The sequence below is a fragment of the Deltaproteobacteria bacterium genome (genome assembly GCA_028818775.1).
Lineage (GTDB): Bacteria > Desulfobacterota > Binatia > UBA9968 > JAJDTQ01 > JAJDTQ01.
On record JAPPNE010000107.1, the window covers coordinates 1 to 14160 of the forward strand.

The following is a 14160-nucleotide window of genomic DNA, read 5'->3' on the forward strand; positions in this document are numbered from 1 at the left end:
GGGTTCCCCGCGGCCTCTCGGGGGGGGGGCCCGTGCAGGCGTCCCCCACCCCCGGGGGGGGGGGGGGCCCCCCCTCCCCCGCGGCCCCCGGGGGGGGGGGGGGGGGGGGGTTTTCTGGGGGGGGCCCCCCGCTTCCGTTGAAGCCGGAGGCGCGTGGGCGCGTCCCGGCAAGGAGTTCCCATGGAGCTGACACTCGCACACTACCGCAACCGCTTCTGCATGTTCCGCACCTACTACGCGCTGGCCGAGGGCATCGTGAAGCCCGAGGGCTTCGATCTCAAGGTCATCGAGGTGGCCGATCCGCCCAGCCACGAGCTGGAGGAGGTGCTGATCCGGGGCGAGGTGGCGTTCGCCAACGTCTATCTGCCGAACTTCCTCAAGCGCAAGCTCGGCGGCGCCCCCATCGTCGGCCTGTCCACCGAGTGGAAGTCCACCGCCAAGGGCAACGGCGTCTTCGTGCTCAAGGACGGGCCGGTGCAGACGCCCAAGGACCTGGAGGGCCGGCTCATCGCCAGCCACCACTCCGATCCCCACGCCATGCACTGCTACCTGCTGCGCAAGCACTACAAGGTGGACGACTCCACCATCCGCTGGGAGTCCCATCCCCAGGAGGAACTCGTGTCCATCCTCAAGGAGGGCAAGGCCGACGCCGTCACCCTCATCGACCAGGTCTTCTGGCACGGCGAGAAGGACCCCGACGTGCGCTGTCTCTACACCGACGGCGACGCCTGGCGCGGCCTCCACGGCCTCCCCGAGATCATCAAACACATGCTCGCCACCCGCGAGGACCTGTTGCAGGAACACCCCGAGTTTGCCGGCCAGATCCTCGACGCCTGCCGCAAGTCCATCGCCTACAGCGACGCCCACCTCGAAGAGGTCGCCGACAAGTTCATCGCCAGGTACGGCGGCGACAAGCAGGACATCCTCGCATCCGCCGGCTACCCCAAGATCGAGTTCACCTTCACCGACACCGAGCGCAAGGAAGCCGAAGCCACCATGGAGATGCTCATCGAGACCGGCCGCCTGGAGGGAAGGGTGGACCTGTCGACGGCGTTCGTGTCGTGAATGTCAAGGTCTTGACGCTCACCCCATAGCTCTATAGGGTGGGCCGCACATCACCGTCTCAGACGAATCGAGGGAGGTTTCCATGCGAAGCTTGATTGCAAAGATATTGGCATTCTCACTGGGCGCGGCTCTGTGTTTCTCCGGCATGGCGCTGGCGTCGAGCGCCGATCTGGTGGCCGCGGCGAAGAAGGAAGGCAAGATCCGGGTCATCATCTTCTCCAGCTACAAGAAGGCCGCCCAGGAGTTCGAGAAGAAGTACGGCATCACGGTGGAGGGTACCTACGTGGGCGCTCCCGACATTCTCCGCAAGGTGAGCCAGGAATCGCAGGCGGGCATATTCGCCATCGACGTTTTCGCCACCTCGCCGGGACCGCTGAGCGGGCTCAACCACTGGACGCAGCCCTACAAGCCCGCCGGATACGAGAGAGTGGCCCACGTCATGGAACCGCTCCCCAAGGAGTGGAACCAGATCCCGCTCTTCAACCACGTGGTGGGGGCGTCCTACAACAAGAAGCTGGTGCCGCCGGACAAGGCCCCCCGGAGCATCCAGGACCTGATCAAGCCCGAGTACAAGGGGAAGATCATCTCCCGCACACCGTGGCTGGGCTCCAACTATCTCGTGCACATCGCGTCCTTCTACTCGTGGTTCGGAGAGAACGAAGAGAAGTGGGCCGACTACTGGACCAAGTTCAAGGCCAACGTGGCACGGTACGAGCCCAAGTGGGGCCAGCTCCACGCGGCAGTGGGACTCAAGGAGTTCTCGCTGGGTATCTTCACGCTGCCCTACACGCCCTACACGTTCGGGCGGAGCTATCCCGACCTCGGCTACTCCACCTTTCGGGAACCGGCCATCTGGTGGCCCAACATGGCGGCCATCCACAAGAACGCGCCCCATCCCAACGCGTCCAAGCTGTTCGTCGATTTCCTGGTGAGCACCGAGGGCCAGAACATCTTCCGGGATGAAGGGCTGCTCGTCGCCGACAAGACCGTGGAGCCCCTGGATGCGCTCAAGAAGGAGTTGACGGGTGTCAAGTTCTTCGACCCGTCGCCGCAGATCATCGCCCGCGAGGTGAGCCAGAACGGGGCCGAGTGGAAGGCGCGCATCCAGAAGCTCTATCAATAAACAGCTTCCGATAGCCTGAAACGGCGGTGCCGGAACGACGCGAGGGGCCATGTTCGAATTCTTCCCGGGGAACCGGAGCTGGTCCTTCGCGTGCATCCGGCTGCTGGCCGAGAGCTACTACGGCGGCGGCGAGTTCAACGAGATCCACCGCACCGCGCAGCGCATCAAGCCGGGCGACGTCGAGAGCTGGCACGCCGAGTGGCTCGAGACGGCGGAAAGGGTGGGCGCCCACGGCCGCGAGCAACAGGCCGCCGGCCATCCGCAGAGCGCGGTCAAGGCCTTCTTCCGCGCCTCCAACTACTACCGGGTGGCCGAGTTCCTGCTGCCCTTCACCGACGACCGGAAGATCCCCACCTACCGGAAGTCCACCGAGAGCTTCCAGGCCGCCGCGGCGCTTTCGCCCGGCATCGAGCGCGTGGAGGTGCCCTACGAGGACACCGCCATGCCCGGCTACTTCTTTCACGCTCCCGCCTCGGCCGGAGAGAAGCCGCCCGTGCTGATCTTCACCGGCGGCGCCGACTCCACCGCCGAGGAGGTCTACTTCGTCGGCGGCCCCGAGGCCGCCAAGCGGGGCCTCGCCCTGCTCATCGTCGACGGCCCCGGACGCGGCGGCATGCTCCGGCTGCGCAACAGCCTCGCCATCCCCGACTTCGAGCGTCCGATCACGGCCATGGTGGACTACCTCGAAGCCCGCGGCGACGTGGACATGAACCGCGTCGCCCTCATGGGCATGAGCATGGGCGGCTACTACGTCACCCGCGCCGCGGCCTACGAGAAGCGCGTCCGGTGCTGCGTGTCCCACTTCGGCCCCTACGACTGCTACCGCGACATCTACGAGTACTACGAGCCGCTGAGGGGACAGTTCCGCTGGATCACCGGATCGGACAGCGAAGACGAGGTGCGCCGCCGCCTGAGCCGGTTCACCCTCGCCGGCAGCATCGAGAAGGTCGAGTGCCCGCTGCTCATCCTCCACGGCGAGGACGACATCATCACCGACCCCCGGTGCGCTTACCAGACCTACGACGAGGCCCGGTGTGAGAAGGAGCTGCGCTACCTCCGCGCCGGCGAACCCGGCGCCGTCCACTGCTCCTACGACAACCACGCCGAGATCTTCCCGTTCATGCACGACTGGGTGGCGGCGCGTCTTTGAAGATGTGTTATAAGGGACCATGCGTTGTCCCATCCGTTCAACCACGACACGGGAGGCCCTCATGACCAGGAAGATCGTGCGCTCGACGTTCGCCGTGCTCTTGGCTCTGGCCCTGTCCGGCGTCGCGGCCCATGCCGCGGAAAACTTCTACGCCGGCAAGACCGTCCGCATCATGGTCGCCTATTCGCCCGGCGGCGGGTTCGACGCGTACTCGCGCCTTCTGGCGCGCCACCTGCCCCGGCACATTCCGGGCAACCCCACGGTGGTGGTTCAGAACCGGCCGGGGGCCGGCGGCCTCATCACCGCCAACTTCATCTACAACAAGGCCAAGCCTGACGGTCTTACCATCGGCCACTGGGTCGGCGGGCTGATCCTGCAGCAGTACCTGGGCAACAAGAAGGTGCGATTCGACGCGGCCAAGATGGGCTGGATCGGCGCGCCGGTGCGGATCACCAACGTGTGCATGACCCACAAGAAGAGCGGCGTCGTCGACCTGGCCTCGTGGCGCGCGGCCAAGCAACCGGTCAAGTTCGGCGGCAGCCAGCCCGGCTCTACCCTGTGGGACATCCCGCGCATCCTCATCGCCCACACGGACCTGCCCATGAGGCTCATCGAGGGCTACGGCGGCACCGCGCCCGTGCGGGTGGCCGCGGAGAAGGGCGAGGTCGCGGGCGTGTGCGCGAGCTGGGAAGGGCTCAAGAACCCCTGGGCCGCGCAGCTCGCCAGCGGTGACGTGCGCGTGCTGGCCCAGTTCGTGGACAAGCCTCACTCGGAGTTGGCCGGCATTCCCCTGACCAACGACGTGATCAAGTCCGACGTGGGGCGGCAGGTGATGAACATCGTGATCCGCGACATCGGCGGCGCCCTCAACCGGCCGTACTCGCTGCCTCCGGGAACTCCCAAGGACCGGCTGATGGTGCTGCGCCGCGCGTTCGACGCGACCATGAAGGACCCCGAACTGCTCGCGGAAGCGAAGAAGTCCAGGTTCCCCATCACTCCGGTCTCCGGCGAGGACGTGGACAAGCTCGTGGCCGGTGTCGCCGGTCTGCAGCCCGAGTTGCTGGCCACCATCAAGAAGACCTTTGCGCCCAAGAAGTAGCGGGCTACCCCGCTCAGGGGCAGGGGGGAAGAGCTTCGGGTCGAGGCGCCTTCACCCGTCGGCGACTCGACTCATGGCTCAATCTCCGGGACTGGCATACAGCATCCACACGCCGCGCTTGATCCTGCGCTGCTGGCATCCCACGGACGCCAACCTGTTGCAGCGGGAGATCAACGACAACCTGGAATACCTGCGCCCCTGGATGGACTGGGCCCAGCAGGAGCCGGAGTCCCTGGAGATGAAGACGGAGCGGCTGCGGCATTTCCGGGACGACTTCCTCTCGCGGCGGGAATTCGTCTACGGGATATTCGCCCCGGACGGCCTGCGCATCATCGGCGGCACCGGCCTGCACACCCGCGAGAGCAAGGACGCGCGCGAGATCGGCTACTGGATCGGCCGGTCCCACGCCAACAAGGGCCTGGCCACCGAGTCCACCGCCGCGCTCACGCGGGTGGCCTTCGAGGTCAACCGCGTGGAGCGCCTGGAGATCCGCTGCGACCCGCGCAACAGGGCCAGCGCGCGGGTGGCCGAGAAGCTCGGCTACGTTCACCGCGGAACGCTCTACCGCAACAAGACCGACGCCGAGGGACGCCTGCGGGACACCATGGTGTGGAGTCTGGACGCGGAGGAATATCCCGACAGCCGTGCGTCGGGCGCGTCCGTGGCCGTCTACAACCGCGGGAAAGTCAGGATACTTTAGGCGTCTACTGGATATCGTACAGCCGCGCCACGTTGTCGGCGGTGAGGCGCCGGCGCATCTTGTCGCTCAACTCGCCCATGGTCTGCTGGATGAACTCCTGGGAGTCGGGCCAGATGCCGTCCCGGTGGGGGTAGTCCGAGGCCCAGCAGAAGTTTTCCGGAGCGTACTCCTCGGCCAGGCGCGCGCCGACCTTGTCGTCCTGGAAGGTGGCCCACATCTGGCGCCGGAACAGCGCACTGGGCGGTGTGCTGATCATCCCCTCGTACTCGCCTTCCCGGAACTTGGTGTCCAGCCGCTCCAGCACGTACGGGATCCAGCCGATGTGGCTCTCGGCCATGACAACCTTGAGGGCGGGATGGCGCTCCAGGGTGCCGCACAGGATGATCGACACGAGACACTCGTCGGCCTGCATCGCCACCACCGCTACATGGGCTTCCCGGGAAACCTTCGGGATATCCCCCCTGAGCTTTTCCTCCGCGCTCCGGGGGCCGACCGTGGTGGTGCCGTGGCCCGCGCCGATGTGGAAGGACAGCGCCACTTCCTCCTCCTCGGCGGCGTCCCACATGGGTTCCCACATCTCGTGCCAGATGGGCGCGGGGCCGTTGAAGAAGTCGAACAGCGCGCCCTTGAGCCCGAGCCCGTTCCTGCCGATGCGGCGGATCTCCGCGGCCGCGGCGTCGGCGGAATGGGCGGGGATGTCGGCGATGCCGATGAAGCGGTTGGGATCGTGCTCGCAGAACTCGGCGATGAAGTCGTTGTAGGCCCGGTAGGTCGCGGTGATAACGTCCGGGTCCTTGATGCTGTCCTCGACGAAGCGGATGCCGTAGATGACCTCGGCGGCGATGCTGTCGATGTCCAGGTCCCTGGCCCTGAGCTTCGGATCCGAGGGATGGGTGGGTTCCCACCCGGCCTCGCGCATCCTGCGGCCCCGGTGGTTGGTCATGGGCTGCCGCCCCATCCAGGCCCGGTGTCCTCCCATCATGGCGCCGTCCCCAACCCACGTGGGTTTGCCGTCGACGGTGTGCACGTTGGGCACGCGGTCCTTCAGCTTCGCCGGCGCGCGGGACCGGAACGTATCCTCGTCGAGGTAGAAGAGGTCCATGTGTCCGTCTGCAGAGATGATTCGGTCGCTCATGATCGTTCCCTCCGGTTCCCACTTCTCTCACAGTCTTCCGGTACTGGCAAGTCTGACGACGTCGTGTCGCCCCCGCCGGGAGCCCGTGTCAGGCCCGGGATGACGGAGGGCGGACCCAACGTCATCCCGGGCCTGACGCGGGATCCGGGGCATGCCCGTGCCGAACGGCCTTCCCGATTTGACTGGCTCGATCGGGCGTGCAACCATCCCGGAACCGAGGAGGACCATCCATGACCACGACGGCCAACGATCTCCAGGGCGAATGGCGCGACCGCGCCGCGGTGCCGGACCACGTGATCTGGGGGCCTGGATCGCATGAGCGCCTGAAGGGGCTGCTGGAAGAGATGGGTTGCGGCCGGGCGCTGCTTCTGACCAGCGGTTCGCTCAAGAAGCGCACGCCGTGGGTGGACAGGATCGTCGACGGGCTGGGCGGCATGGTGGCGGCGGTCCGCAGCGACAGCGCGGAGTTCACCCCCGACTGGCTGTGCTTCGACACGGCCCGGCAGGCGCGGGAGGTCGAGCCCGACGTCATCGTCACCGTGGGCGGCGGCAGCGTGGCGGACTGGGGCAAGGCGGTGGCGTTCATCCTCGCCCAGGGCCTTGAATCGGTAGAGGAACTGGACGGGTATGTGGCCTCCCCGGACAACCAGCGGCTGGCTTCGCTGCCCCGACCGCCGATACCGCAGGTGGCGATGCCTACCACCCTGTCGGCCTCGGAAGCTACCTGGTCGGTGACCATCAACCGCCCGGAGCGCAAGTTCAAGGACCACGTGCGGCACCCGGACCTGGTGCCCAAGGCGGTGATCCTCGACGCCGCCATCGCCTCGTCCACCCCGGCCGGCCTGTGGTGCGCCACCGGCCTCAAGGCCATGGAGCACGTGGTGGAGAAGCTCTACACCGTGGACCGCAACCCCGTGGTGGACAACATGTGCCTCAAGGCCGGCGAGCTGCTGTACCGCTACCTGCCGCGCTGCAAGGACAACCCCGAGGACCTGGAGGCCTTCACCCAGTGCCAGGTGGCCCTGGTAGGCGTGGGCTTCCACGGACGCGGCGTGCACAAGGGACTGTCGCAGGTCATCGGCTGGCAGCTCGGCGCCTACGGCGTCTCCCACGGCCACACGTCCTGCGTCATCCTGCCCCACGTGATGGAGTTCAACCGCTCCATCAGCCTCTCCGCCCAGGCCGCTCTCGGCCGCGCCCTGGGCGGCGACGCCGCCACGGACGACGAGGCGGCGGAGAACGCGCAGGCCGCCGTGGCCGGGCTGGTGCGGGACCTGGAGCTGCCGAGCCGGCTGCGCGACGTCGGGATCCCGCGCGAGGACCTTCCCGAGATTGCCAGGAAGGTCATCGTGTCGCCCAACATCATCTACAACCCGAAGCCGGTGACGCAACCCGGGGAGGTTCTGGGGGTGTTGGAGAGGGCGTGGTAGCCAATGGTCTTGAATGCATCGCCAAATCGGTACTTAGTCGGCGTCGACATTGGCGGCACCTTCACCGACTGCGTTGCCATGGATGCGGGCGGCACCATGACCGTGGGCAAGGCGCTGTCCACGCCGGACGACTACTCGGTCGGGGCGCTGAATGCGGTGCGTGACGCCGCCGGAAACCTCGGGCTCGGAGACGAGGACGAGCTGCTCGCGTCGGCCCGCCTCTTCTTCCATGCCTGCACCATCGGCGACAACGCGCTTCTAACAGGATCGGGCGCGGTTACCGGCCTGATCACCACCAGGGGGTTCGCCGACACGCTCCGCATCATGCGCGGGCGCTTCACGGACGGAGTGCCCGAGTCGGAGATCTTTCATCTGTCCCGGCTCGACAAGCCCGCGCCCATGGTGCCGCGTCCGCTGGTCAAGGAGGTGGACGAGCGGGTGGACTACAAGGGGGCCGTGCTGGTGCGGCTGGACCCGGCCCAGGTGGCAAGGGTCGTGGAGGAGTTGGTGGCGGACGGCGCCGAGGCCCTCGCCGTGAGCCTTATTTGGTCCGTGGCCAACGAAAGCCACGAACGGGCCATCGCCGACATGGTCGCGGGGAGCCACCCGGAAGTATTCCTCAGCCTCTCCAGCGAGGTGGCGCCTTACCTGGGTGAGTACGAACGCACCGCCACCACCGTGTTCAACGCGTGCATCGGGCCGCGCATCTCCACCTACATCAACCGGCTCGGGGCACGGCTTCAGGAGCGCGGGCTGGCGGGCGAACCCCTGATCATGCAGTCCTACGGCGGCGTGCTGGGAGTCGATGCCACCGCCCGGAACGCCATCGGCACCATCGAGTCGGGTCCCTCGGCCGGAGTCACGGGGAGCGCTTGGCTCGGCCGGCTCATGGACCTGCCCGACATCCTGGCCACGGACATGGGCGGCACCACGTTCAAGGTGAGCGTCATCCGGGATGGGGTCATCGAGAAGGACTACAAGCCGGTGCTGCTGCGCCACCAGATCTACGCCACCAAGATCTGGGTCGAGTCCATCGGCGCGGGCGGCGGCAGCATCGCCTGGACCGATGCCAAGACGGGGCTGCTCAAGGTGGGGCCGGAGGGCGCCGGCGCCCAGCCGGGCCCCGCGTGCTACGGCCTCGGCGGCGCCGAGCCCACGGTCTCCGACGCCGACCTCGTGCTCGGCTACCTCAATCCCGACTACTTCCTGGGCGGGCGCCTGTCGCTGGACGCCGGGCGCGCGCGGCGCGCCATCGAAGAGAAGGTCGCCGAACCCCTGGGCCTCTCGGTGGAGGCCGCGGCCGGCGGCATCTACCGCATCATCAACGCGCACATGAGCGACCTGATCCGCCGCGCCACGGTGGAGCGGGGCTACGACCCGCGGGACTTCACGCTGTTCGCCTTCGGCGGTGCCGGGCCGGCGCACGCGGCGCGCTACGCCGCGGAGCTGGGCATCAGGCAGGTGGTGGTGCCGCTCACGGCGTCGGTGCACAGCGCCACGGGGCTGGTCAGCTCGGACGTCGTCTACCAGTACGGCAAGTCGGACCGGATGCAGGTGCCGGCGGAACCGGAGCGCGTCAACCGCGCCTTCGACGAACTGGTGCGGCGCGCCCGCGCCGATCTGGCCAGCGCCGGCTTCGAGGGCGGCAGCGTGCGCATCGAGCGCAGCCTCGACATGCGCTATCGCTACCAGGTGCACGAGTTGAACGTGGTCATGCCCGAGGGTACGACGCCCCTTTCGGAAGAGATGCTCAACGGCGTGTACGAACGTTTCGACGACCTGTACGAACGGACCTACGGCCGCGGCTCCGGCTACCGCGAGGCGGGGAAGGAGATCATGAACTTCCGCCTCACCGCCACCGGCGTGCTGGACAAGCCGCGGATCCAGTCGTACCCTCTGTCCTCGGCCGCTCCGGACGCCGCGCTGAGGGGCCGCCGCCGGGTTTTCTTCGAGGAGTTCGACGAACCACGGGACACCCCGGTGTACGACTTCGACGCGTTGCGTCCGGGGAACGAGACGGCCGGTCCCGCCATCATCGAGACCCCGGTGACCACCATCGTGGTAAACCCGGCGGATCGGGCCGTCATGGACGCCTACCGCAACGTCCGGCTCCTCGTCGGCGGTTGAGGCACGAAAGGGATTCCCATGGACACGCGCATACACGGCGTCGATCCCGTCACCTTCGAGATCCTGTCGCACCGGCTGCACCAGGTCACGCGCGAGATGGGCATTACCCTGGAGCGCACCGGCGGCACCGTCAACACCACCCAGCAGCGGGACTACATGGCGTCCCTGTACCGCCCGGACGGCGACATCCTCTCCGCCGGGGCCACCCTGGGACAGCACGTGGTGTGCGCCTCCTACGCGGTGAAGCGCATCATCGAACGCTTCCCGCCGGACGAAATCTTCGAGGACGACGTCTTCCTGCTGAACGATCCCTACCTCGCCGCCATCCACCAGTCGGACATCTACGTGGTCTCGCCGATCCACCATGGCGGGCGGCTGGTGGCCTGGAGCGCCACCTTCGTGCACGTGAACGACGTGGGCGCGCTGTCGCCGGGCGGGGACTCGCCCGACGCCACCGAGATCTTCCACGAGGGGCTGCGTGTTCCCGGCATCAAGCTCGTGGAGCGCGGCGCGCTGCGCCGGGACGTCTTCGACACCCTCACCAACATGACGCGCCAGCCGGGCATGGTGGGGCTGGACCTCAAGTGCGAGATCGCCGCCAACAACGTGGCCAAGGCGCGCCTGCGGGAGATGTACGCGCACTACGGCGCCGAGCTGCTCGATGCCGTGGCCGGCGAGATGATCCGCTACACCGAGGCGATCTTCCGGGAGCGCATCGCGTCGTTCGAGGACGGCGAGTGGACCGAGGAACTGGCGCTGGAGGCCCAGGACACCTGGCGCATGAAGGTGGCGCTGCGCAAGCGCGGAAACCGGCTCATCTTCGACTTCACCGGCACCGACCCCCAGGCGGTGACCGGCGTCAACCTGCCGTTCCACGGCACCGCCGGTTTCTGTTTCGCCGCGGTGTTGACCACGCTGGTGCACGACCTTCCCAAGAACCACGGGGTGATCCGGCCGCTGGAAGTCATCGCTCCCGAGGGCACGCTGGTGAACGTCAGCTATCCCGGCCCGGTGTCCCTCAACACCACCTCCTGCGGCTTCAGCATCGGGTTCCTGGCCAGTTCCGTGCTGATGCAGATGCTCGGCACCCACGAGCACTGGCGCGACGAGATCGTCACCCCCAACGCCAGCCACCGGAACGGCAAGCACTCGGGGCTGAACCAGTCCGGCCGCTACTGCGTCTTCAATCTCGCCCACGGCGCCATGGACGGCAACGGCGCCCGCGCCCACGCCGACGGCATCGACTCCGGCGGCAACTACATGAACTGCCCCAACGCCGAATGGTTCGAGCTGAACTTCCCGGTGCTCTACCTGTTCCGCCGCCACGCGACGGACTCGGCCGGGCCCGGACGCTACCGCGGCGGCCTGGCCGTGGAGACCGCGCACACGCCCCACGACGCCCCCGAGGGGCGCCTCGGGGGCGTGGCCTACGGCGTGGCCGGACTCAGGAACTCCGGCCACGGCATGTACGGCGGCTACCCCGGCGCGCCCAGCGTCATCGTGCTGCGGGAAAAGACTCGGGTGCGCGAGGTCATGAGCCGCGACCGCAACGCCGTGGACCTCGACGAGGTGGGCGGCACCGAGCGCGTCCTGCCGTACTGCAACTTCGAGTTCAACGACGGCGACGTGCTCTACATGCGCGTGGCCAGCGGCGGCGGCTACGGCGACCCGCTGACGCGCCAGCCGGACCGGGTGCGCGCGGACCTGGTGGACGGAGCGGTCTCGGAGGGCGCGGCGCGGGACATCTACGGGGTTGCATTCAGGCCCGAGACACGGGAGGTGGACGACGCGGCAACCGAAGCGTTGCGGCGACGCCTGCGCGGTGGGGACGGCGCGTTGCGGGAACAAGACGGAGCGCGGGACAAGGCGAACCGCGCGGCAAGCCGAGCGGCGGTCGTTCCCGGCGGGGACGACACGACGCCGTGCCCGCGGTGCGGCTCCGCCAACGCGCCGATTCAATCAGAAGCGGACGGCGCCCTCGAAGAGCATACTTTCCCACCGACCGAGGCAGGCCCGCTCATGAGCGACCTTCACGGCCGCTACCTGTTCGAGAAGCTCTACTGCCCGTCGTGTCATGTCCTGCTCAAGGCTCACATGGTGTCGGTGACATGACCGCAGTCACCATTGACGCCCGGAAGCCGCGCGGCGGCGCCCGTCCTACGCCCGGACCGACGAAGCCCTTGCCACATGGACTTGGTCCGCCCAAGACGCGGCAGTAAAGTGCCAATCCTCCCCAATTTTGGGGAAGCGCGAGGCCGCGAAATCGGCTTACGTTCCAAGAACCTGTCGGCGAGTCGTTTCCGAATCGATCGCGAGGTTGGTTGTTCGGTGTAGGCTCCTGGTGCTGGAAACAATGGGAATCGGGTCCACGGAAAGTCGGCCCGGAACGGCGCGGTCATGAACGAAGAGGGGACCTTCGAGCGCATCCTCGCTTCGCTGCACGAGGCGGCGCTCGACCCTGCCCGCTGGCCGGGCGCGTCCTTGCTGATCGACGAAGCCTTGGGCACGCACGGCAGCAGCTTGGTGTGTGCCGAGGGCGAGTCGGTAGAGGACATCCGGTTCCATCTGTTTCAGACCTACTTCCGTGGAGAACGGCACCCGGAAGTGGAGCGTCTCTACTTGGAGACCTATTATCCCCTGGACGAACAAGTACCCCGCGTGTTGCGCGCGCCCTTCAACCGGTTGTTCCGCATCACCGACTTCTACACCGAGCAGGAGCTGAAGACCTCCGAGGCGTACAACGCGCACCGGACCCACGGCCATGCCGGGGATGCCATCGAAGTGCGGCTCCGAGGGTCCCACCGCTTGCGCATCCTATGGCAAGTCAGCGACCCGGTGGACGGGGACGGCTGGTCGTCAGGGCAACTCGACCGTATTCGAGGTCTCCTTCCGCACATCCGTCACTTTTTGCGCGTGCAGCAGACTCTCGCCGGCGCCGATGTCCTGGGGGAGCCGCTCACGGACCTGCTCGAGGTCTCCGGGCTGGGCATCATGCAACTCGACGGGCGCGGGCGGATCGTGGCGGTGAACGACCATGCCCGGGATCTGCTGCGGACCGGCAACGGCGTGCTCGACAGGGACGGGTTGCTGTGCGCCCGCTTGCCGCGGGACAACGACGGTCTCCAGAGGCTCCTGAACCGCGCGTTGCCGCAATTCGGAGTTCGAGGCGCCGGCGGGTCGACGGTCGTGACACGCGCGGATACGCTGCTCCCGCTGGTGCTGCATGTGCATCCGGTGGAATGGCAGAAGACGGACTTTCCGTTCGCGCCGGTGGGGGCGCTGGTGCTGGTCGTGGACCCGGTGAGCGGGACCGCCTTCGACCCCGCCTTGGTTGCGGCGGCCCTCGGTCTCACCGGGATGGAAAGCCGGGTCGCGATACTGCTCGCCCAAGGCATGAGCGTGCGCGACATCGCGAAGACCACGGGCCGCAAGGAGAGCACTATCCGCTCCCACGTGAAGCACATTTTCGCCAAGCACGGGCTCTCCCGGCAGGCGGAGCTGGTGCGCCTGGTGGGCCTTCTGGCCCGCGCTCCCAAGGCCGGACGTTAACCGTCTGGATCGAGGGCCAGAAGGTCACGGTAAGCGCGAGATTCCCGCTCCCCGTCGTGACCATCGCGCCGGTCGAGTACACGGCTGGGTTCCGGGTCACGGCGCACTGGTGAGCGCCGACGTGCCAGGACAGGTGGCGATGAGCGGACCGGAAGGGACGCGACGCGGCGTGACCGGCACCGGGCCGGCCTCGCGCGGGGTGCGCCGAACGCGTGCCAGACGGTAGACGCGGTGAAGGGGTTGACGGTGTCGGTCAGACCGAACGGAACCGCCATCTTGCCGATGCTGGCAAAGAAGGGCGTCCGGTCAAGGTTGCCGAACAGGACATAGGCCCGCCGGACCTGGACCTGGTTGCGTTCGAGATCGGTATTCGTGCCCTTCCCGAAACTCTGTTCCGGGTCGAACAGCGTCACCGCGTGGCCCGAGATCCAGTCGCCGAGCATAGCTGTTGCCCCAACCCCCCGCTATTGCCGCAGGCTCGGCGCGAAACGCCGCTACCTCCCCTGACGACCGACGGCGACAATCGTATCTTGTCCCTCTTGATCACATGTCTCCCTTGTCTGTACGGTTCGCGCCGGAGCCGCCTCCGGAGACGTTGATACGGAAGATAAAGCCGATTGCGCGCCTTCGCGCTTCACCCATATTGGGGAGACTAGCGCATTTCTTGCCGTCTCTTTCCGCTGAGCGCCTCCAGCCCCCTTGACCGGACGCGGTACGGAATGCGGCGGCCGGCTCGGTGTCTCCGTCCGCACGGCCGTGGCGAGCCTCGAGGGCGAGGGCGA

General features: G+C 67.5%; 11 protein-coding genes. 9 read left to right on the top strand and 2 right to left on the bottom strand.

The window, feature by feature from the left end; genetic code table 11:
- Positions 1–180 precede the first annotated feature (180 nt).
- The 5 genes from OXU42_12650 to OXU42_12670 all read left to right on the top strand — a co-directional run bounded on the left by OXU42_12650 (position 181) and on the right by OXU42_12670 (position 5137).
- On the top strand, positions 181–1065 hold the full coding sequence (locus OXU42_12650) for an ABC transporter substrate-binding protein (protein ID MDE0030237.1): 885 nt from the start codon (positions 181–183) through the stop codon (positions 1063–1065).
- Between the two features lie 82 nt (positions 1066–1147).
- Entirely contained in the window at positions 1148–2188 is a 1041-nt protein-coding gene (locus OXU42_12655) for an extracellular solute-binding protein (GenBank protein MDE0030238.1), read from the top strand.
- 49 nt (positions 2189–2237) lie between these two features.
- Positions 2238–3338: a prolyl oligopeptidase family serine peptidase gene (locus OXU42_12660; GenBank protein ID MDE0030239.1), complete on the top strand. Its 1101-nt coding sequence runs from the start codon at positions 2238–2240 to the stop codon at positions 3336–3338.
- Positions 3339–3399: 61 nt separating this feature from the next.
- Positions 3400–4437, top strand: coding sequence for a tripartite tricarboxylate transporter substrate-binding protein (locus OXU42_12665; protein ID MDE0030240.1), 1038 nt, complete (start codon positions 3400–3402; stop codon positions 4435–4437).
- Positions 4438–4510: 73 nt separating this feature from the next.
- Complete coding sequence (locus OXU42_12670; protein MDE0030241.1) at positions 4511–5137, top strand: GNAT family protein; 627 nt, start codon at positions 4511–4513, stop codon at positions 5135–5137.
- 4 nt (positions 5138–5141) lie between these two features.
- Here the strand turns inward: OXU42_12670 and OXU42_12675 are convergent, their stop codons facing one another.
- Positions 5142–6272 carry an amidohydrolase family protein gene (locus tag OXU42_12675; protein MDE0030242.1) on the bottom strand — a complete coding sequence of 377 codons (1131 nt, stop codon included), beginning with the start codon at positions 6270–6272 and terminating at the stop codon, positions 5142–5144.
- Between the two features lie 230 nt (positions 6273–6502).
- On the opposite strand from OXU42_12675, the gene OXU42_12680 reads away from it, so the two are divergent.
- The 4 genes from OXU42_12680 (at position 6503) to OXU42_12695 (ending at position 13378) form a co-directional block, all read left to right on the top strand.
- Complete coding sequence (locus OXU42_12680; GenBank protein MDE0030243.1) at positions 6503–7702, top strand: iron-containing alcohol dehydrogenase; 1200 nt, start codon at positions 6503–6505, stop codon at positions 7700–7702.
- Positions 7703–7705: 3 nt separating this feature from the next.
- Positions 7706–9829, top strand: coding sequence for a hydantoinase/oxoprolinase family protein (locus OXU42_12685; GenBank protein MDE0030244.1), 2124 nt, complete (start codon positions 7706–7708; stop codon positions 9827–9829).
- Positions 9830–9847: 18 nt separating this feature from the next.
- The gene (locus OXU42_12690; protein MDE0030245.1) at positions 9848–11941 is read left to right on the top strand and encodes a hydantoinase B/oxoprolinase family protein; all 2094 of its coding nucleotides are present in this window, start codon (positions 9848–9850) and stop codon (positions 11939–11941) included.
- A gap of 285 nt (positions 11942–12226) precedes the next feature.
- Positions 12227–13378, top strand: a complete 1152-nt coding sequence (locus OXU42_12695; GenBank protein MDE0030246.1) for a helix-turn-helix transcriptional regulator — start codon at positions 12227–12229, stop codon at positions 13376–13378.
- On the opposite strand, the gene OXU42_12700 is transcribed toward OXU42_12695, so the two are convergent.
- Positions 13375–13821 (bottom strand): hypothetical protein, encoded by a 447-nt coding sequence (locus OXU42_12700; protein MDE0030247.1) that lies wholly within the window; start codon positions 13819–13821, stop codon positions 13375–13377. The two genes, OXU42_12695 and OXU42_12700, sit on opposite strands and share 4 nt — an antisense overlap.
- Positions 13822–14160 lie beyond the last annotated feature (339 nt).

Excerpts from the sequence above, each read along its gene's own strand:
- OXU42_12675 (MDE0030242.1), bottom strand. The coding sequence starts at position 6,272 with ATGAGCGACCGAATCATCTCTGCAGACGGACACATGGACCTCTTCTAC.
- OXU42_12655 (MDE0030238.1), top strand. The coding sequence starts at position 1,148 with ATGCGAAGCTTGATTGCAAAGATATTGGCATTCTCACTGGGCGCGGCT.
- OXU42_12700 (MDE0030247.1), bottom strand. The coding sequence starts at position 13,821 with ATGCTCGGCGACTGGATCTCGGGCCACGCGGTGACGCTGTTCGACCCG.
- OXU42_12670 (MDE0030241.1), top strand. The coding sequence starts at position 4,511 with ATGGCTCAATCTCCGGGACTGGCATACAGCATCCACACGCCGCGCTTG.
- OXU42_12650 (MDE0030237.1), top strand. The coding sequence starts at position 181 with ATGGAGCTGACACTCGCACACTACCGCAACCGCTTCTGCATGTTCCGC.
- OXU42_12695 (MDE0030246.1), top strand. The coding sequence starts at position 12,227 with ATGAACGAAGAGGGGACCTTCGAGCGCATCCTCGCTTCGCTGCACGAG.
- OXU42_12660 (MDE0030239.1), top strand. The coding sequence starts at position 2,238 with ATGTTCGAATTCTTCCCGGGGAACCGGAGCTGGTCCTTCGCGTGCATC.
- OXU42_12665 (MDE0030240.1), top strand. The coding sequence starts at position 3,400 with ATGACCAGGAAGATCGTGCGCTCGACGTTCGCCGTGCTCTTGGCTCTG.
- OXU42_12685 (MDE0030244.1), top strand. The coding sequence starts at position 7,706 with ATGGTCTTGAATGCATCGCCAAATCGGTACTTAGTCGGCGTCGACATT.
- OXU42_12690 (MDE0030245.1), top strand. The coding sequence starts at position 9,848 with ATGGACACGCGCATACACGGCGTCGATCCCGTCACCTTCGAGATCCTG.
- OXU42_12680 (MDE0030243.1), top strand. The coding sequence starts at position 6,503 with ATGACCACGACGGCCAACGATCTCCAGGGCGAATGGCGCGACCGCGCC.